This is a genomic window from Myxococcota bacterium (assembly GCA_039030075.1).
Lineage (GTDB): Bacteria > Myxococcota_A > UBA9160 > UBA9160 > SMWR01 > JAHEJV01.
In genome coordinates this window covers 1-18754 of sequence record JBCCEW010000044.1, presented here as the reverse complement: position 1 = coordinate 18754, position 18754 = coordinate 1, and the positions used below count along the sequence as shown (strand labels likewise).

Sequence of the window (18754 nt, the reverse complement as noted above, 5' to 3'; positions counted from 1 at the left end):
GACAAGGGCGCGATGCCGGCGATCGAGAAGGCGATCCAGACCTCGGACCTGGGTCTCACGCCGAGCAACGACGGCAAGGTGGTCCGGATCCCGATCCCGCCGCTCACCGAAGAACGGCGCAAGGAGCTGGTGAAGCACGTTCATCGGCTCGCCGAAGATCACAAGGTCGGCGTGCGCGAAGGGCGTCGCGACGCGCTTTCGCTGCTCAAGGATCTCGAATCCGACGGGGGGCTGCCGGCCGACGACAAGCGGCGCGAAGAGAAGAAGATCCAGGCGATGACCGACGAACACGTCCAGAAGATCGACGAGATGAAGGCGCAGAAGGAGGAGGAGATCCTCCAGGTCTAGGCGATGGCGATCGAGGAGCTTCCCAAACAACGGCTGCCCCGCCACGTCGCCATCATCATGGATGGCAACGGGCGCTGGGCCGAACGTCGCGGCCTCACCCGTGTGGAGGGGCACCGCGCCGGCAAGGAATCCGTGTCGGCCGTGGTTCGCGCGGCCAGCGAGATGGGGATCGAGGTCCTCACTCTCTACGCCTTCTCGATCGAGAACTGGAACCGCCCCCAGTCGGAAGTCACCGAGCTGATGCGGCTCGCCGAGCGCTACCTCGACGAACAGCTCCCCGAGGTGATGGCGAACGACGTGCAGGTGCGCGCCATCGGGCGGCTCGATCGCCTGCCCCCGAACACGCGACGCCGGGTCGAGCACGCCGTTCAGCAGACGCGGGACAACGGCTCGCTGAAGCTCGTGTTCGCGCTCTCCTACGGCGGGCGCGCCGAGATCGTCGACGCTGCGCGCCGGCTGATGCGCGACGCCGAGCTCGGCAAGGTCGACGCGGAGGCCCTCGACGAGAAGACCTTCGCCTCCTACCTCTACGATCCCGAGCTCCCCGACCCGGATCTCCTGATCCGAACGGGCTCCGAGTCGCGGATCTCGAACTTCCTCTTGTGGCAGGTCGCCTACTCCGAACTCTACGTAACCGACCTCATGTGGCCGGACTTCCGCGCCGAGCACCTGCACGAAGCGATCCACGACTACGCGGGGCGAGAGCGCCGATTCGGTCTGATCAGCGCCCAGCTTCCGAGCGAAGGCGAGGGCTAGCGGCGTGAAGCGCCTGGCTGTGCTCGGGAGCACCGGAAGCGTCGGTGAGCAGACCCTGGCCGTCGCCGCCGCCCACCCGGATCGCTACGCCGTGACCGCACTCGCGGCCGGCCGACGCGTCGAGAAGTTGGCCGCGCAGGTGCGTCAGTTCCGACCGCGCCTGGTGTCGGTCGCGGACGCCGAGGGCGCCCGCGAGCTGCGTGAGCGACTCGGCTCCGACTGGGACGGAGAGATCGCCTCGGGCCCGGAAGGCCTGGTGGCCGTCGCCGAGTTCGAGGCCGACCTCGTGGTGGCGGCGCTCGTGGGCGCCGTCGGGCTCGCGCCCACGCTGGCTGCGATCCGCGCGGGTCGCGACGTCGCCCTCGCGAACAAGGAAGTGATGGTGATGGCCGGCGCGCTGGTCCGCCGCGAAGTCGCGGCGCGCAAGGTCGCGCTCCTGCCGGTCGACAGCGAGCACAGCGCGATCTTCCAGGCGCTCGCCGGCGAAGACCCGGCCACGATCCACAAGCTGATCCTCACCGCGTCGGGCGGGCCCTTTCGCACGTGGGAAGCCGGTCGCATCGCCCAGGCGACGGTGGCCGAGGCACTCAACCACCCGAACTGGGACATGGGGCCGAAGATCACGATCGACTCGGCGACCCTGATGAACAAGGGGCTCGAGGTGATCGAGGCCCGCTGGCTCTTCGACGTGCCGCCGGAGCGCGTCGACGTCGTGGTGCACCCCCAGTCGATCGTGCACTCGCTGGTGGAGTTCCACGACACATCCGTCATGGCCCAGTTAGGCTTACCGGATATGCGCGTGCCGATTGCAGTCGCGTTGGCCCATCCCCAGCGACTCGAGCTGGATCTGCCCCGGCTCGACCTCGCCGCGATCGCGCGGCTCGATTTCGAGACGCCCGATACGAAGCGGTTCCCGTGTCTCGCCCACGCCTTCGATGCGCTGAGCGCGGCCGAGGCCGCGCCCGCGGTGCTCAACGCGTCCAACGAGGTCGTGGTCGAGGCGTTCCTCGGCGGCGGGCTCGCGTTCCCGCGCATCGCCGCCACGAACGGCGCGGTGCTCGACGCCTTCGCGGCGCAGGGAGGGCCGGGGACCCTGCGCGATCTCGACGATGTGATGGCTGCCGACGACTGGGCGCGGGCTCGTGCTCGGGAGTCCCTGGCGGCCGGGGGGTTGGGGTGAGCGCACTGGTTTCGTTCCTGACGACGGCCTTCGCCTTCGTGCTGCTGTTGACCGTGCTCGTGTTCGTGCACGAACTCGGCCACTTCCTCGCGGCCCGCTGGTGTGGCGTCCGGGTCCTGAAGTTCTCGATCGGCTTCGGGAAGCCCATCGGCTTCGGCAACCGTCGCCTCGCGTGGACGCGCGGCGACACCGAGTACGTCGTGGGTTGGTTGCCGCTCGGCGGCTACGTGAAGATGCTCGGCGAGAACATCGACGAGATCGAGGATCCCGAGGTCCGCGCCCAGATCCAGGCGAATCCGGGCGAGTCCCTCCCCGAGAAGAACACCTGGCAGAAGCTCCTGATCGTCTTCGCCGGCCCGATCGCCAATCTGATCCTGCCCGTGGTCGTGTTCATGGGCACCCTGGCCGTCGGGATGCCGCGGCCCGAAGCGGTGGTGGGCAGCATCGAGCCCGGTTCACCGGCGGCCGAGGCGGGCCTGCAGGCAGGCGACCGCATCACCCAGGTGGCCGAGGTGGCGGTTCCCTGGTGGGGCGACCTCGAAGACACCCTGCGCGGCCGCGCCGGCCGGGAAGTCACCGTCGCGTACGAGCGCGACGGCGCGCCGGCCTCGACCCAGCTCAGCGTCGGCGAGCGCGCTGGCGTCGACCCCTTCGGTCAGGTCGTCCAGCTCGGCTGGGCCGGCATCGACCACCGACGTCGCGCGGCGCTGCTCGGGATCACCGAGACCACGGTCCCCGCGGCCGTGGCCGGTCTGCGCTCGGGCGAGGTCGTCGAAGCGGTGGGCGCGACCGAAGTGGAAGACTGGTCCGCGTTCGCGGCGGCCTATGCGGCCGTACCAGCCGGGACCACCACCGCGTTCCGTCTGCGGATGGGCGAGGGCGAGGAAGCGACCCACCGCGAGGTGACGGTGCCAGCCCTGGGCAGCCCCGCCGCCCTCGGCGTGCAGCCCGCGAACGTGCTGATCAGCACCGTGTCCCCCGACTCGGCGGCGTCCGAGGCCGGCCTCCAGCCGCGCGATCTGATCCTCTCGGTGGACGGGGAGCCGGTCGGCAGCTTCAGCGCCTTCGCCGATTCGGTGCGCACCAGTGGCGGCGAGTCGCTGACCCTGCAAATCGCACGCGCAGGCGAGCTGCTCGCGATCGACGTCACGCCGCGCCTCCAGAACTTCGACGCCGGCATGGGCATCGAGGAGCCGCGCTACCTGGTGGGCATCAGCGCCGAGCGCGCGAGCCTCGTCGGCGCCCTGGGCGTCGACCAGGAACTGCGCCCCTGGGTCGCGCTGCCGCGGGCCGTCGGCATGACGGTCGAGGTCACCCAGACCTTCCTGCAGGGGCTCGGCAAGCTCGTCACCGGCGAGGTGTCTCGGAAGCAGCTGGCGGGCCCGATCGGCATCGCCGAGATCGCCGGCAACGCCTTCGAGCGGGGCTGGGAGACCTACCTCTCGATCATGGTGCTGATCAGCATCAACCTCGGGATCCTCAACCTGCTGCCGATTCCGATTCTCGACGGCGGGCAGGCCGTGATCTTCGCGTTGGAGGGCATCCTGCGCGCACCGCTCTCGATCCGCACCCGCGAGATCGCCCAGCAGGTCGGCTTCACGATGCTGATGCTCCTGATGGGGCTGGCGTTCTGGAACGATCTGACGCGCCAGTGGACGCGCCTGATCGACTGGCTCTCGGGGGCGTGACGGCGGACGGTCCCCTGTTGGCGGTCGAGACCGCCACGGAGCAGGCGAGCGTCGCGCTCTGGGAGAACGGCGCGGTCACGGACCAGGAGCTGGTGGCGCCGGGGCAGCCTGCCGCCGAGGTGCTCGTACCGGCGATCGATGCCGTCCTCGCGCGCACGGGGCGGAGCCTCGATGCGCTGTCGGCTTTCGCGGTGTCGATCGGCCCCGGATCGTTCACCGGCCTGCGGATCGGTCTCGCCACGGTGAAGGGGCTCGCCTTCACCCAGCAGACGCCGGTGATCCCGGTGCCGACGCTGGCCGCGCTGGCCCACGCAGCCGCCCCGCGCGAAACCTGCGCCGCCGTCCTCGATGCGCGCCGCGACGAGGTGTACACAGCAGGGTTCGAGGCGGGGCGCCCGGCCGACTGGCTGCCCGAAGGCGTGATCCCGATCGCCGCGCTCGCCGAGCAGCTGCCTCGTGGAGCGGCCGTGGTGGGGGAGGGCGTCGGGGTCTGCGCGCCGCTCCTGGGCGAGCGGCGTCCCGACCTCCCGCTCGTGCCGTGGGAGCCCGGCAGCGTCGTCGCTGCCCTGGCCGCGCTCGGCGCGCGCGGGGCCGCCGCAGGCGCCAGCGTGCCGGCCGCGGCACTGGTGCCGCGCTACGTCCGAAGGGCGGAGGCCGAGGTGAAGCGAACCGGCGATCGGTTCGAGGCGGGAGCGGGGTTTCCGGACTGGCTGTGAGCCCCCCGTTCCCGAGCCACCGGCGCTCGCTCGGGCCGGCGCAGTGGGCCTCTTCCGGCTGCTTTGACACCCCCCAACCCCTCTCGTAACCTGACGAATTCCGGTGGTTCGGCAGGCTTCGCAGCCCGCGGTGGACGCCTCGAGGCGCCCGTGGACGCGGATCGGGGTCGGTCGAGCCGGCGGGATCCTCGGACCCGCACCCCTCCCACCACCGGGGCCCGGCGCAAGGCGGCGCGGCGAGCACGCCTGACAGCTTCGACCCCCGACTCCAACCCCCCGACAAGACCGGGCGCCGCGCGGCCGCGTGCCGCGGGCTCCCGCCAACCAGGAAGACGACCTCGATGGCACTCAAGATCTACTACGACAAGGACGCGGACCTCGGCCGACTCGACGGCAAGACGGTCGCGATCCTCGGCTACGGCAGCCAGGGACACGCCCACGCACAGAACCTCAAGGGCTCGGGTGTCGATGTCGTCGTGGGGCTCCGGAAGGATTCACCCTCGTGCGCGAAGGCCGAGGGCGCGGGGCTGCGCGTGCTCGACGTTGCCGAGGCGGCCGCCGCGGCCGACGTCATCATGATGACGCTCCCCGACGAGACCACCGGCGCGGTGTACCGCGAGCACGTCGAGCCCAATCTGCAGCCCGGCAACTACCTCGCCGTGGCTCACGGCTTCAACATCCACTTCGGCGTGATCCGTCCGCCCGAAGGCGTGAACGTGTTCATGTGCGCGCCGAAGGGGCCGGGCCACACCGTGCGCGCGAACTACGAAGAGGGCCGCGGCGTCCCGTCGCTGGTCGCCGTCCACCAGGATCCCTCGGGCGACACGCTCCAGATCGCGCTGGCCTATGCCTCGGGCATCGGCGCCGGGCGCGCCGGGATCATCGAGACGAACTTCCGCGAAGAGACGGAGACGGATCTCTTCGGTGAGCAGGCCGTGCTCTGCGGTGGTCTCGTTGCGCTGATGACGGCGGGCTACGAAACCCTCGTCGAAGCGGGCTACGCCCCCGAGATGGCCTACTTCGAGACCATTCACGAAGTGAAGCTGATCGTCGATCTGATCTACGAAGGCGGCGTCGCGAACATGCGTTACTCGGTGTCGAACACCGCCGAGTACGGCGACGTGACCCGCGGCCCGCGCGTGGTCGACGAAGACACGAAGGCGCGCATGAAGGAGATCCTCAAGGAAATCCAGACCGGCGCCTTTGCCCGTGAGTTCATGCTGGAGAACCAGTCGGGTGGCCTGCAGTTCGCCGCGTTGCGGCGGCAGGGCGAGGGGCACCCGATGGAGGAGGTCGGCGCCCGGCTCCGCGAGCTGATGCCCTGGCTCAAAGAGAAGCGGCTGGTCGACCGATCGAAGAACTGATGGACCCCGAGCAGACTCTCGAGCCGGCCTCGGGCCGACGCGTGCGTCGCCGCAGGCGCCGCCGAAAGGGAGAAGGGCGCGCCCGCGGGCTCTATCTGCTGCCGCACCTGATCACGACCGCGAACCTGGGCTTCGGGTTCTTCGCGATCGTGCAGTCCTTTGCCGGCCGCCACGACCTGGCTGCGGGGGGCATCGTGCTGGCGGCGATCGCCGACGGCATCGATGGTCGGGTGGCGCGCCTGGCCAACGCGTCGAGCAAGTTCGGCATGGAGTACGACTCCATCGCCGACACCGTGTCCTTTGGCGTGGCGCCGGCGATGCTGGCCTTCGCGGCGGGAAACCTGCAAGAGCTGGGGCGCCCGGGCTGGGTGATGGCCTTCACCTTCACGGTGTGCGCGGCACTGCGCCTGGCCCGCTTCAACGTGACCCCCGCTCGCTACAAGGGGCGCTTCGAGGGCATGCCGAGCCCGTCGGCGGCATGCATGGTCGCGGCCACCCAGTGGTTCGCGACCTTCCTGCGCACCAATGGCATCGAGTTCAGCGTTCCCGCGTGGAGTGTCGGCCTCGGCGTGGTCGGTCTCGGGCTCTTGATGGTGAGCCCGATCCCGTACCGGAGCGGCAAGGAACTCGACCTGCGCCATTCCTACGGCACGCTGGTCTTGGTGGTGATCGCACTCTTGCTGGTGATCCAGGAGCCTGCCGTGACGCTCTTCGCGATCGGCGTGGCCTACGTGTTCTCCGGGCCCGTCGACTGGGTCTGGCGCCGCACCACCGGCGCGTCGCTGGAAGAGCTTCCCCCTCCGATGGAGCCCGAGCCTCCGAGAGGATGATCCCATGAGCGAGCTGGTTCGTATCTTCGACACCACGCTGCGCGACGGCGAGCAGTCGCCGGGATGCAGCATGAACCTCCACGAGAAGCTGGCGATCGCCCGGCAGCTCGAGCGGCTCGGCGTCGACGTGATCGAGGCGGGGTTCCCGATCGCCAGCGAGGGCGACTTCGAGAGCGTGCGCGCGGTCGCCGAAGCGGTGCGCGGCACGTCGATCTGCGGGCTCGCGCGTACCGGGGTCGAAGACGTCGCCCGGGCCGGCGAGGCCCTCGAGGGGGCCGCCCGGCCGCGGATCCACACCTTCATCGCCACCAGCGACATCCACCTCGAGCACAAGCTGCGCATGAACCGCGAAGAGGTCCTCGCCGAGGTCGATCGCGCCGTGCGCCAGGCGAAGGGCTACTGCGACGACGTCGAGTTCTCGGCCGAAGACGCCACCCGCAGCGACTGGGAGTACCTGGTCGAGGTCTTCCGCGTCGCCGTCGCCGCCGGTGCGCGCACGCTGAACGTGCCGGACACGGTCGGCTACACCCAGCCCGAGGAATACGCGGCGCTGATCCACCATCTACGCGAGCACGTCGCGCCGCCCGGGGACACGGTCTTCTCGGTGCACTGTCACAACGACCTCGGGCTCGCGGTCTCGAACAGCCTCGCCGCCGTACGGGCGGGCGCCCGCCAGATCGAATGTACGGTGAACGGCATCGGGGAGCGCGCGGGCAACACCTCGCTCGAAGAAGTCGTGATGGCGATGAAGACCCGCCCCGACGTCTTCGAGGGCCTCGACACCGAGATCGTCGCCACCGAGATCTATCCGTCGAGCCGGCTGCTGGCGTCGACGATCGGCGTGAGCGTTCAGCCGAACAAGGCGATCGTCGGCGACAACGCCTTCGCCCACGAGGCCGGGATCCACCAGGACGGCGTCCTCAAGGCGGCCATCACCTACGAGATCATGACGCCCCAGTCGATCGGGCGGTCCTCGAACGAGCTCGTCCTCGGGAAGCACTCGGGCCGACACGCCTTCCGCGAGCGGCTGGGCGAGCTGGGCTTCGAACTCGATGGCGACGCCTTCCAGGAGGCGTTCCGGCGCTTCAAGGATCTGGCCGACGCAAAGAAGACGATCTTCAACGAGGATCTCGAGGCGATCGCCTCGGACGCCGTCGTCCAGACCGACGAGCGCTTCTCGGTGAAGGAGGTGAGCGTGCTCTCGGGCACGTTTGCGAAGCCCACCGCGACCGTCGCGATGGAAGTCGACGGCGAGGTCCAGAAGGCGACGGCGCTGGGGATCGGGCCGGTCGACGCCGTCTTCAAGGCGATCGCCGAGATCACGGAAACCAAGAGCGAATTGGAACGCTTCCACGTGAACGGCATCACCGGCGGCATGGACGCCCTCGGCGAGGTATCGGTCACCGTGCAGGAAGACGGCCGCAAGGTGATCGGCAACGGTGCTCACCCCGACATCATCGTGGCGAGCGCCAAAGCCTACGTCCACGCGTTGAACAAGCTCGAGTGGCACAAGCGGCGCCGCGGCGTCGGCGAACCCAAGGGCATCTAGCGCGGCGCGTCGCGCCGCAGGAAAGGTACGGATTGGACCGGATTCTGATTCTTCCCGGGGACGGCATCGGCCCCGAAGTGACCCGTGAGGCCCGTCGGGTCCTCGAAGCCGCGGCGGACGGTGCTGGCCGGCAGCTCTCCTTCGAGGAAGGGCTGATCGGGGGCGCCTCGATCGACGCGCTCGGAACCCCCTTGGGAGACGAGTCACTCGAGAAGGCCCGCGCGTCACGCGCGGTGCTGCTCGGCGCCGTCGGCGGACCGAAGTGGGACGCGATGCCCGTCGACACGCGCCCGGAGCGGGGCCTCCTGCGCATTCGCAAGGAGCTCGGCCTGTTCGCGAATCTGCGACCGGCCCAGGTGTTCCCCGCGCTGGCCGATGCGTCGTCGCTGCGGCCCGAGGTGGTCGAGGGCATCGATCTCCTGGTGATTCGCGAGCTCACCGGCGGCATCTACTTCGGCGAGCCGCGCGGGCAGGCGATCGTCGACGGGCACCGCGAAGCGCGGAATACGATGGTCTACGACGAGATCGAGATCGCGCGCATCGCGCGCGTGGCCTTCGAGTCGGCCCAACGCCGCCGCCGCGAAGTCACCCACGTGCACAAAGCGAACGTGCTCGAGGTGTCCCAGCTCTGGATGCAGGTCGTCGAGGAAGTGGCCAAGGACTACCCGGACGTCACTCTGAACCACCAGCTGGTGGACTCGATGGCGATGCTGCTGCTGCGCGAGCCCGCCCAGTACGACGTCGTCGTCACCGGGAACCTCTTCGGCGACATCCTCTCGGACGAGGCAGCGATGATCACCGGCTCGCTCGGCATGCTGCCCTCCGCCAGCCTCGGTGAAGGCGGACTCGGTCTCTACGAGCCGGTGCATGGGTCGGCCCCCGACATCGCGGGCGAGGACAAGGCGAACCCGCTCGCCGCCATCTTGTCCGCGGCGATGCTGCTCGAGCACTCCCTGGACGCGCCGGATGCGGCGGCGGAGATCCGCCGCGCCGTGGCTCAGGTGCTCGACGAAGGCCACCGCACCGGCGATCTGGTGGGCGACAGCGGCGCAACGCCGGTGTCGTGTACGGCGATGGGCGACCTCGTGTTGGCCCGACTCGGCGGCGCCTAGTGGCCACGCGAGGACTGCGCGTCGCGGTGACCGGCGCGACCGGAGCGCTCGGCACCGAGGTGCTCGGCGTGCTCGACGCCTCCCAGCTGCGGATCGGGCAGCTGATCACGGTGGCGGGCGAGGCGTCGCTCGGCGAAGACATCGAGTTCCAGGACGAGATCGTCTCGGTCGATACCGAGCTGCCCGCGCTGCACGGGCTCGATCTCGTGATCAACTGCGCGCCGGCCGCCGAGAGCGGCGAGATCGTGAGGGCGGCGCTGCGCGCCGAAGTGCCCTGCGTCGACGCCTCGGGTGCGTTCGCGGAACACGCCGAGGTGCCGCTGGCCTGGGCGGCGAGCGGTCGCGCGATCGAGCGTGCGCCGTTGCTCGCGGCGCCAGCCGACGCCGCGCTGGTCTGGCTTCCCGTCCTCCAGGCGCTCGAGGGAGTCGGTGAGCTGGTGCGGGTGACGGGCACCGTGCTCGAGGCGGCGTCGGCGTCCGGACGCGCGGGCATCGACGCGCTCTCGCTCGAGTCGCTCGCGCTCTTCAACCAGCAGGAGATTCCCGAGGACGCGGGCATCGGACGCCCGCTCGCCTTCGACTGTCATCCGACCAGCGGCGATGCCGGCGCCCAGGGGCGCCACCGGGAACAGCTGCTGTCCGACGTGATCGGCCGTGAGCTCACCCCCGCACCGAAGGTCTCCGCGCGCTGGATTCAGGTGCCGACCTTCCTCGGTCAGGCGAGCAGCCTCTGTGTCGAGTTCGCTTCGGCTCCCGACGCGGCCGCCGCGCGCGAGCAGCTCGCGAAGGCGAGTGGCCTCGAACTCTGGGAAGGGGGCGGCGAAGGCCCGAACCTGCGGGCGGTCTCGGGGCGCGAGGTGGTCGTCGTGAGTGCTCCGGATGCGGACGCGGCCACCCCGAACGCCCTGCGCCTGTGGGCGATGGCCGACCTGCTGCGTCTCGCCGCATACAACGCGATCGCGCTGGCGGCGGGGTTGCTCGAAGCCGAGGCGCCGGCGCGCCCCCACTGAGCGGGGCATGGAGCGCACCTTCCGACTCACCCTGGAGTACGACGGCACCGAGTTCCGCGGCTGGCAATCGCAACCCGGTGACGTTCGCACGCTGCAGGACACCCTGGAGGCCGCCGTCGCCAAGGTGACGGGGCAATCCGTGCGGGTGACTGGCGCCGGCCGCACCGACAGTGGGGTCCACGCGGAGGGGCAGGTCGCGAGCCTGCGGGTCGACACCGCCCTGGATCCGCCGGTCCTGGCCCGGGCGTTGAACGCGGCGCTCCCGCCGGACTTCGCGGTGCGCGAGGTGGCGTTGGCGCCCGATGGGTTCGACGCCCGCCACCATGCGACGGGGAAGCTCTATCGCTACGACCTCTGGAACGGGCCGGTCCGCTCACCGCTTCTGCGCCAGCGGAGCCTGGCCTGGTTCCGTCCGATGGACGCGACGGCGCTGCGCCGCGCGGCCCAGGACCTGGTCGGGAGCCACGACTTCGCCAGTTTCCAGGCGGCCGGCTCGGACGTGAGCACCACCATGCGGACGCTGCGGCGCCTCGAGATTGGCGGCGAGGTGGGTGGCGTCCTCTCGCTCTGGTTCGAGGGGAGTGGCTTCCTTCGCCACATGGTCCGGAACCTGGTCGGGACGCTGCTGGAGGTCGCGGGAGGGAAGCGGAACCCCGAGGGGATGCCCGCGCTGCTCGCCGCGTGTGACCGCAGCCAGGCCGGACCCACGGCGCCCGCCCACGGCCTCACGCTCGTGCGCGTGTCCTATGGCCCGCGGAGCCTCCCGAAGCTGCCCCCGGAACCCGCCGACGCGGGAGATTCCCCTGGAAAACCGGGCGCCTCGGGTTGACCCGCGGCGGCCCCTGACGTATCCAATGTCGCTCGCGGGGCACCGCCGGTGCGCCCGTGCGTTCTTTTCCCTCGCGCGGAAGCGGGCCCGCCGCCCGCGAACCCGACGCGAGTTCTTTCGAAGCGAGCCTGCGGGCTCGGCACCAGGAGTCATCGCCATGGGGGCTCAGGCCCATCAAGCGACCCAGAGCGCACGCCCGGCCGACGTCGAGCGACGCTGGTACGTGATCGACGCGGACGGTGCGACGCTCGGCCGTCTCGCCACCCAGGTGGCGATCCTGCTGCGCGGGAAGCACAAGCCGATCTTCACGCCCCACGTCGACACGGGCGACTTCGTCGTCATCGTGAACGCAGAGAAGGTGAAGCTCACCGGTCGCAAGCGCGAACAGAAGACGTACTACCGCCACACGGGCTATGTCGGACACCTGCGTGAGGTGACCGCCGACAAGCTGCTGGCCGGCCCGCACGCCGATCGCGTCGTGCGCAGCGCCGTGCGCGGCATGCTCCCGAAGAACGCACTGGGTCGGCAGATGTTCCGCAAGCTCAAGGTCTACATCGGGCCCGATCATCCGCACGCGGCCCAGCAGCCGGAGGTCCTCGAAATTGGCTGAGCCCACGATCTTCGTCGCCACGGGAAAGCGCAAGACGTCGGTCGCGCGCGTGCGTCTGCAGGTCGGTACCGGCCAGATGCAGGTCAACGGTCGCACCCTCGAGGACTACTTCCCGCGTGAAGCTTCGCGCATGGTGGTGCACCAGCCGCTCGAGACCGTCGGCGGCATGGGCCGCTACGACATCTCCGCCAACATTCACGGCGGCGGCATTTCGGGTCAGGCCGATGCGCTCCGTCACGGCATCGCCCGCGCGCTCGAGAAGCTCGATGAGGCGAACCGCGGCGCGCTGAAGAAGCGCGGGTTGCTGACCCGCGATGCGCGCAAGAAGGAACGCAAGAAGTACGGGCAGAAGGGCGCCCGCGCGCGTTTCCAGTTCTCGAAGCGTTAGGCCGACTTTCCCAGCGAGGGATTGTCTGGAGGGAGGCCGCGCGACGCGAGCCTTCGTCCTGCGAATGGCTCGGCGCGGACCTTCCTCCGGCGAATGGCTCGCCGGCCTGGGGGTTGCGGTCTCTCGTGCAGCGGCCGCCGAACCGATGTGAGGTTTGGTCCTGCTTGTGCCCGTGGCCGGCTCCGCTCGAGTTCGCCAGAGGAAGGTCCGCGCCGCGCCGGTGTGCCGTCGGCGGCGAGCGCCCTCGGCCGGTACATTTGGAAGTGAAGGAGTGAGGGATGAAGGTCGCCGTCGTCGGAGCCAGTGGATACACGGGTCTCGAGCTGATGCGCATCCTGCTGCGCCATCCCGAGTTCGAGGTGGCCGCCGCCACGTCCGAGCAGCGCGCCGGCCGCCCGGTGGGCGACGCCTTCCCGGCTCTGCGCGGTCGCACCGACCTCGTCTTCGAGAACGCCGAGCCCCAGGCCCTGTCGGGCCGGGTGGAGCTCGCCTTCACAGCGCTCCCCCACGCGGCCTCGGCGCCCACGGTGTCCGCGCTGCGGGCCGCCGGGATCCGCGTCGTCGATCTCTCGGCCGACTACCGACTGCGCTCCGTCGACACCTATCGCACCTGGTACGGCGAGCACGCCGCACCGGACGCCCTGAGCGAAGCCGTCTATGGGCTGCCCGAGCGCTACCGCGAGGCGCTGAGTGGCGCGTCGCTCGCGGCCGCACCGGGTTGCTACCCGACCTCGGCGCTGTTGCCGCTGCTACCGCTGCTCGGGGCGGGCCTCGTCGAAACCCAGGGCATCCACATCGACTCGAAGTCGGGCGTGTCCGGGGCGGGTCGCAGTCTCGCCGACGGCTACCTGTTCGCTGAGCTCGACGGTAACTGCCACGCCTACAAGCCGGGCTTCGCCCACCGCCATGCGCCCGAGATCGAGCAGGAGGCGAGTGCGGTCGCCGGGGGCGACGTGCGCGTCACCTTCGTGCCCCACCTGCTGCCGACGACGCGCGGGATCGCCACGAGCGTCTACGTGCGGCCGCGGGGGTCGGTGGCGGACGCGCGGGTCGCGCTGGAGGCGGCCTACGCCGACGAGCCCTTCGTGCGTGTGTTGCCCGAGGGCGAGACGCCGACGCTGCAAGCCGTGCGCGGCACCAACTTCTGCGACGTCGCGCTCTTCGCCGACGATCGCAACGACACCTGGATCCTGCTCGCGACCCTCGACAACCTGGGGAAGGGTGCCAGCGGCCAGGCCGTCCAGTGCGCCAATCTGATGTGCGGCCTCCCCGAGACCACGGCACTCCTCGACACCGGCGCGCTTCCCTAGATCTCGCCCCGGGCCGGCGCCGATCGCTCGCTTCCGAGTCGACCTACCGGAACGTTTCCTCGGCGGTCGGCGGGGCGTCGCACGCACCCGTGTCGCCTCCCTCGCACGCACGCGTCAAGAGATCGGAGATGGCGTTCTGGTCGTAGGTTCCGAGCCGCCCACTTTCGAGCTGTTTGGCGAGCACCCGGCACGAAAAACCCGATACCTCGGAGCACGTATCCTCGAGCTGCCTTCGGACTCGTGCGTAGGCGTCCGAGGTCTCCGCGCGTTCGAAGTCGACCCGACCGATCATTCCGCATCCGAAATGCTCTGAGGCAGAGCACGCGGCTGCGAAGAGCTTCCGCGCGCAGGTGGTTGCCCCTTCCGTGTGTTCGTGGACCCAAAGATTGGCACCGTAGTTGGTGCATCCGTTGGCCAGTCCCAGTAGGCAGGCACGTCGATAGAGGGTTTGGGCGAACCGGGAATCGCCCGCCTCGTAGTAGGCATAGCCCGCGGCCAAGCAGTGGTGGGCGTCGCCGCGGTTGCATTCCTCGACGCACTGCTCTGCTGCCTCGCAAACGGGCACGGAGGCTCCGAGATGCAGAGGCGGGGCATGGTCTGCGAGGCAGGCCGAATCGCCGCCAGCGGTGTGCTGCGGAGCTCCCGCACAGCCCGTGGCGCAGATCACGACGCATGCGAGGAGGAGGCGGAAGCGCACGTCGCCACTATGCCAGAAGCCTGAGTGGCATTGACTCGACTTCAGCCCTCGCGTCTGCACACTGCCTCGACCTTGAAGCCGTCGAGGTCGAGGACGAAGGCGCCGTAGAAGGGCTGGGTGTACTCGCGGCGCGGCCCGGGGGCGCCGGCACTGCGCGCGCCGTGTCGCACCGCGGTGTCGAAGAACCCGTCGACGCTGGTGCGGTCGGGTGCCTCGAAGCTGATGTGAAGGCCGACGCCCGGTTGGGCGCGTTCTGCTGAGGAGGCGCGCAAGAGCCAGAAACACGGTGCCGGTCGATCGGCGGGTCCGTAGCCGATCGCGTTCGGTCGTTCCTTCGTTCGCGTCAGGCCGAGGGGCTCGAGCGTGACGTCGTAGAAGCGCGCGGCGCGTTCGAGATCTGCTACGGGAATGGAGACGTGGTCGAGCATCGGATCGCCTCGCACCTCAGCCGATCGGTTTGACCTCGACCCAGCGCTCCTCGCGCGAGGAGGCGCGGATGGCGTCGAGGACGGCCATCACGCGCGCGCCGTCGAGGAAGGTGGGGAAGGGCGGGTCTTCGACCGGATCACTGCCGCGGATCCGGTGGGCGAGCCGGGCGAAGAGCCGCGCGAAGGGCGCGAGGTCGATGCCCATCGCGTGCATCATGTCGTAGCTGGTCACCAGCAGGTCGCGATCGGGCGGCTTCGGCGCGGGCAGAGCCAGCTCCAGCGGGACGTCGAGGGTCTCCTCGCCGGAGGGGCCGGACACCTTCACGTCGGCGCCGTCGATCCAGAGCGTGCCTTCCGAGCCGGCGATGCGGGTCAGCCCGAGACCCGGGCCCCAGGCCCCCGCGGTGCTCTGCATGACGCCTTCGCAGCCGCGGTCGGTGCGGAAGTGGATGCTGTAGGTGTCCTCGGCGCTCCAATCGCGCTTCGAGGTCACGCGCAGCGACGCCGACACGCCGCGGATCTCGCCGCAGCCGAGCCGGACCTGATCGATCACGTGGGACGCGTAGGCCCCGAGCCACCCCCCGCCTTCGCCGGCGTCGCTCCACCAGGAGGGCACTTCGCCGTTGGGGTCGGCGAGCATGCCCTGGTGCAAGAGGAAGGTGGCGAGGCGCGGTTCGCCGATCCGTCCAGCCCGCAGCGCGCGCGTGGCGACGGCCTGGGGCGTCGACCAGCGAAACTCGGTACCCACCGCGTGGTGCACGCCAGCCTCTTCGGCGGCGCGCCACATCGCCTCGGCTTCGTTCGCATCGCGGGCGAGCGGCTTCTCGCACACGACGTGTTTCCCGGCAGCGCAGGCCGCGCGTGCGATCTCGGCGTGGGTGTGCGGTGGCGTCGCGATCGTCACGACGTCCACACCAGGCAGTGCCAACGCCGCGTCGAGATCCGTGAGTCCGTGGGGGACCCCGCCGCGTTCGGCACGCGCCCGCGTCTTCTCGGGGTCGCGTCCCACCAGCGCGTGCACTTCGTAGCCCGCCTCGCGCAGGGCTCGCATGTGGGTCAGGAACCCGAAGCCGGTGCCGACGACGACGGCGCCGAGCCCCTTTCCCGCGGTCTCGATCTCGGCTGCGGTCGTCGCGTCGCTCATCGGTCCTCCTGACCGTCCGCCCACCCCGGCTGGCATGGGAGGGTTGGCGTCGGGAGGGCCACTCTACGCCGCCGGCACGCCAGGGGCGACGCCTATTCAGCGACGGGCGCGGCGGCGGGTGGCGCGAGGCGCGCGTGTACGACACCCCACTCGTTGCCGCCGGCCACGCCGAAGCACTCGGCCACCGCGAGGAAGAAGAGACGCCAGCGGCCGAAGGCGCGGCGTGCCTCGACTTCGTCCAGGTCCTCGGAGAAGCGCGCGAGCACCTCGTCGCGCGCTGCGTCGAGGTTGCGGAGCCAGGCCTCGCTGGTCGCCTGGTAGTGGTGCCCCGGCACGAACCACTGCTCTTCCACGTGCAGCGCGCTGTCGACGTCCGCGAGCAGGTGTTCCGAGGGCATCATGCCGCCGGTAAAGAAGTTCCGCGCCATCCAGTCGCTGTCGCCCGCATCCTCGTAGGGATAGGCGATCTGGCGATGACAGAAGTGGTGCAAAAAGACCTGCCCGTTGGGGGCGAGCCAGCCCGCGATGCGCCCGAGCAGCTGCTCCCAGTTCCGCATGTGCTCGAACATCTCGACGGACAGCACCCGCTCGAAGCGAGCGGGCGCTTCGAAGACGTTCATGTCAGAGGTCTCGACGGCGAGCTGGCCATGCCCGCGCTCGTGCGCCCGGTCTCGGATGAAGGCGGCCTGCACGGCCGAGTTCGAGACCGCGTGGACGCGGCAATTCGGGAAGTGCTCGGCGATCCACAGGGAGAGCGAGCCCCAGCCGCAGCCCAGGTCGAGCACCTGCATGCCGTCCTCGAGCCCTGCTCGCTCGCAGGTGAGGGCGAGCATGCGATCTTCCGCGCGGGCGAGCGTGTCACTCGGACCTTCGAACCAGCACGAGCTGTACTTCAGGCGCGGTCCGAGGACGAGCTCGAAGAAACGGGCGGGGACCTCGTAGTGCTGGCGGTTCGCCAGGTCGGTGTCGAAGGCGATCGGCGCGGTGCGCATCGACGCCAGGAACGCGTCGGTTTCCGCGCGGCGGTCCGTGTCCGAGAGCCGAGCGATCTCGCGGCGCCGCTCTCCGATCACCTGACGCACGCCCGCCCGGACGAGCACGTCGGGGAAACGCCCGCGTTCGGCCCAGTCGATCAGCGCGGTGGCCAGCGACACCCGCCCAGCCTAGGGGGCCACCGGGAAACCGCGATGTCTCCGAAGGCAGGGTCCAGCCCTGGCAGGCCTGGGCCCCAGTTCTAGGACGCCGGGGCCCAGTTGCCGTGGAAGCCCAGCGGGATGCGCTCGTCGGTCCAGATTCGCGCCAGCGGCTCGCCATCGAGGTTGCGGGCGTCGAGGATCTCGACCGCGCTCGCGTCGTCACGCGCGTCGAAGACCAGCGACAGCACGAACCCGTCGTCCTCGGCGGCATCGGGCGTGCGCGGCACGAAGACCGGCTCGCCGACCCAGCGTCCTTCGACGGCTTCGCGGTGCACCGACGGGCCGCCGGTGCGGTCGTACTTCGTGATGCGTCGGAACAGACCGGCCGTGCCGGGAGCGGGGTCCGCGGTCGCGGCGTAGCCCCAGCGGTTCTCGTAGCCGACGCGGCGATCGTCGATGCGCGGGAACTCGGCCGAGCTCTCCGAGAACTTCGTCTCCTTGCAGGTGCCCTTCGCGAGATCGATCTCGTAGAGGTAGGGGCGCGCGGTGAAGCCCTCGCCGCCTTCACCGCGGCGCGCCACGTCCAGATCGTCCATCAAGCCCTGGGGCGACTCGTAGGTGCAGGCGTCCATGAAGATCTTGCCGTCGGCTTCGTAGGCGTTGCCCGGGTGGAACATGTACCCAGCGGAGGGCCCCTCGATCCAATGGACTTCGCTGCCGGGCTCGCGGCTGCGGATGCCGAACTGCATGGGCCGGTCCACGCCCTTCACGGCGTCGCTGAAGCGACCGCCGGCGGCCAACGGCTCGAGGTCGAAGTGCAGGCTGCCGAGCGGGAAGATCACGTAGTTCTCGGTGATCGCGAAGTCGTGCATCATGCTCGGCCAGGGCGCGTCGTGGGCCTCGGCCATCGACACGCTGCCGTCGGGCTCGACGACGTAGAGTTGGATGAAGGGGGCCACCGGCTGGTAGCCGTGGATCCACATCTGGCCGGTCTTGCCGTCGATCTTCGGGTGGGCCGTGGTGCTGAGCCCGAGCATCTTGCCGTCGTAGTCCCAGACACCCTTCGAGTCGAGGCTCTCGGGGTCGAGTTCGAAGGGCGGCATGTTCTCGACGAGCGCGAACAGCCGACCCGAGTGGAAGACCGCATTGGTGTTGGGCTGGTGGCCGGGCGGCGGCTCTTCGAGGGGCCCCTCTGCCGGTACGTTGAGACCGCCCAGGCAGTAGCGGCCCTCGGCCTGCTCGCGCAGGTAGCTCGCGGTCTGGGCGTAGCGGCTCCGGTGGTGGGCCCGGCCGTTCTCGAAGCGGATCGCGTGGACGAGCGCGTCGCCGTCGAAGAGGTGGAGCGACTCCATGCCGGATGCCGGCGCGGTCTTCTGGTTGGGGCCATTGCGGTAGAGCGTGCCGTGGAGCTCGCGGGGGATCTCGCCCTCGACGCGGGTGATCGGGCTGTCGGCCTCGACGGAATGGGGGCGAAGGATCGAAGCGAACTGCGCGGCGGTGGCCATGTGGGACTCCTTGGGCGCGTGGCGAACGGGTGGCTCCGGGGCGTCGCTCCGGACGTTGGGACCGCCCCAACGTACCCGATCCCCGTGGGTCGGCGAAGGGAATCGTGGGCCGGGCCCCGGGCGGGTGGGGCACGGCCGCGGCGGTGGGGGCGTT

Annotated in this window: 18 protein-coding genes; 14 read left to right on the top strand and 4 right to left on the bottom strand. The window is 70.2% G+C overall.

The genetic code is table 11. The features are described 5' to 3' along the window. From AAF430_26155 to argC, 14 genes are all read left to right on the top strand, one after another. On the top strand, positions 1-348 hold a 348-nt coding region (locus AAF430_26155), incomplete at its 5' end, for a ribosome-recycling factor (protein ID MEM7413741.1). Positions 349-351: 3 nt separating this feature from the next. After that, the gene (locus tag AAF430_26150) at positions 352-1104 is read left to right on the top strand and encodes an isoprenyl transferase (GenBank protein MEM7413740.1); all 753 of its coding nucleotides are present in this window, start codon (positions 352-354) and stop codon (positions 1102-1104) included. Between the two features lie 4 nt (positions 1105-1108). Continuing rightward, positions 1109-2284, top strand: coding sequence for a 1-deoxy-D-xylulose-5-phosphate reductoisomerase (locus tag AAF430_26145; protein ID MEM7413739.1), 1176 nt, complete (start codon positions 1109-1111; stop codon positions 2282-2284). Then, positions 2281-3972, top strand: coding sequence for an RIP metalloprotease RseP (gene rseP / locus AAF430_26140; protein ID MEM7413738.1), 1692 nt, complete (start codon positions 2281-2283; stop codon positions 3970-3972). Before AAF430_26145 ends, rseP begins: the two co-directional genes overlap by 4 nt. Then, positions 3969-4688, top strand: coding sequence for a tRNA (adenosine(37)-N6)-threonylcarbamoyltransferase complex dimerization subunit type 1 TsaB (gene tsaB, locus AAF430_26135; GenBank protein ID MEM7413737.1), 720 nt, complete (start codon positions 3969-3971; stop codon positions 4686-4688). Before rseP ends, tsaB begins: the two co-directional genes overlap by 4 nt. Positions 4689-5029: 341 nt before the next feature. Further along, positions 5030-6052, top strand: coding sequence for a ketol-acid reductoisomerase (gene ilvC, locus AAF430_26130; GenBank protein MEM7413736.1), 1023 nt, complete (start codon positions 5030-5032; stop codon positions 6050-6052). After that, complete coding sequence (pssA, locus tag AAF430_26125) at positions 6052-6882, top strand: CDP-diacylglycerol--serine O-phosphatidyltransferase (protein MEM7413735.1); 831 nt, start codon at positions 6052-6054, stop codon at positions 6880-6882. The genes ilvC and pssA overlap by 1 nt, the downstream gene beginning before the upstream one ends. A 4-nt stretch (positions 6883-6886) precedes the next feature. Continuing rightward, positions 6887-8431 (top strand): 2-isopropylmalate synthase, encoded by a 1545-nt coding sequence (locus tag AAF430_26120; GenBank protein MEM7413734.1) that lies wholly within the window; start codon positions 6887-6889, stop codon positions 8429-8431. 32 nt (positions 8432-8463) lie between these two features. Further along, positions 8464-9543: a 3-isopropylmalate dehydrogenase gene (leuB, locus tag AAF430_26115; GenBank protein ID MEM7413733.1), complete on the top strand. Its 1080-nt coding sequence runs from the start codon at positions 8464-8466 to the stop codon at positions 9541-9543. Continuing rightward, positions 9543-10553, top strand: coding sequence for an Asd/ArgC dimerization domain-containing protein (locus AAF430_26110; GenBank protein ID MEM7413732.1), 1011 nt, complete (start codon positions 9543-9545; stop codon positions 10551-10553). Before leuB ends, AAF430_26110 begins: the two co-directional genes overlap by 1 nt. Before the next feature lie 7 nt (positions 10554-10560). Beyond that, positions 10561-11382: a tRNA pseudouridine(38-40) synthase TruA gene (gene truA, locus AAF430_26105; protein ID MEM7413731.1), complete on the top strand. Its 822-nt coding sequence runs from the start codon at positions 10561-10563 to the stop codon at positions 11380-11382. Between the two features lie 157 nt (positions 11383-11539). Next, a complete protein-coding gene (rplM, locus tag AAF430_26100; GenBank protein MEM7413730.1) occupies positions 11540-11992 on the top strand; it encodes a 50S ribosomal protein L13 in 453 nt (150 codons plus the stop codon). Beyond that, a complete protein-coding gene (rpsI, locus tag AAF430_26095) occupies positions 11985-12380 on the top strand; it encodes a 30S ribosomal protein S9 (GenBank protein MEM7413729.1) in 396 nt (131 codons plus the stop codon). The genes rplM and rpsI overlap by 8 nt, the downstream gene beginning before the upstream one ends. A 278-nt stretch (positions 12381-12658) precedes the next feature. Next, a complete protein-coding gene (gene argC / locus AAF430_26090; GenBank protein MEM7413728.1) occupies positions 12659-13690 on the top strand; it encodes an N-acetyl-gamma-glutamyl-phosphate reductase in 1032 nt (343 codons plus the stop codon). Positions 13691-14428: 738 nt separating this feature from the next. Here argC and AAF430_26085 read toward each other — a convergent pair. The 4 genes from AAF430_26085 to AAF430_26070 all read right to left on the bottom strand — a co-directional run bounded on the left by AAF430_26085 (position 14429) and on the right by AAF430_26070 (position 18600). Next, on the bottom strand, positions 14429-14815 hold the full coding sequence (locus tag AAF430_26085) for a VOC family protein (GenBank protein ID MEM7413727.1): 387 nt from the start codon (positions 14813-14815) through the stop codon (positions 14429-14431). A 16-nt stretch (positions 14816-14831) separates the two neighbouring features. Beyond that, positions 14832-15959: a Gfo/Idh/MocA family oxidoreductase gene (locus AAF430_26080; protein MEM7413726.1), complete on the bottom strand. Its 1128-nt coding sequence runs from the start codon at positions 15957-15959 to the stop codon at positions 14832-14834. 92 nt (positions 15960-16051) lie between these two features. Next, the gene (locus AAF430_26075; GenBank protein ID MEM7413725.1) at positions 16052-17113 is read right to left on the bottom strand and encodes a cyclopropane-fatty-acyl-phospholipid synthase family protein; all 1062 of its coding nucleotides are present in this window, start codon (positions 17111-17113) and stop codon (positions 16052-16054) included. Positions 17114-17193: 80 nt separating this feature from the next. Beyond that, positions 17194-18600: a carotenoid oxygenase family protein gene (locus AAF430_26070; GenBank protein ID MEM7413724.1), complete on the bottom strand. Its 1407-nt coding sequence runs from the start codon at positions 18598-18600 to the stop codon at positions 17194-17196. Between the last annotated feature and the right edge of the window lie 154 nt (positions 18601-18754).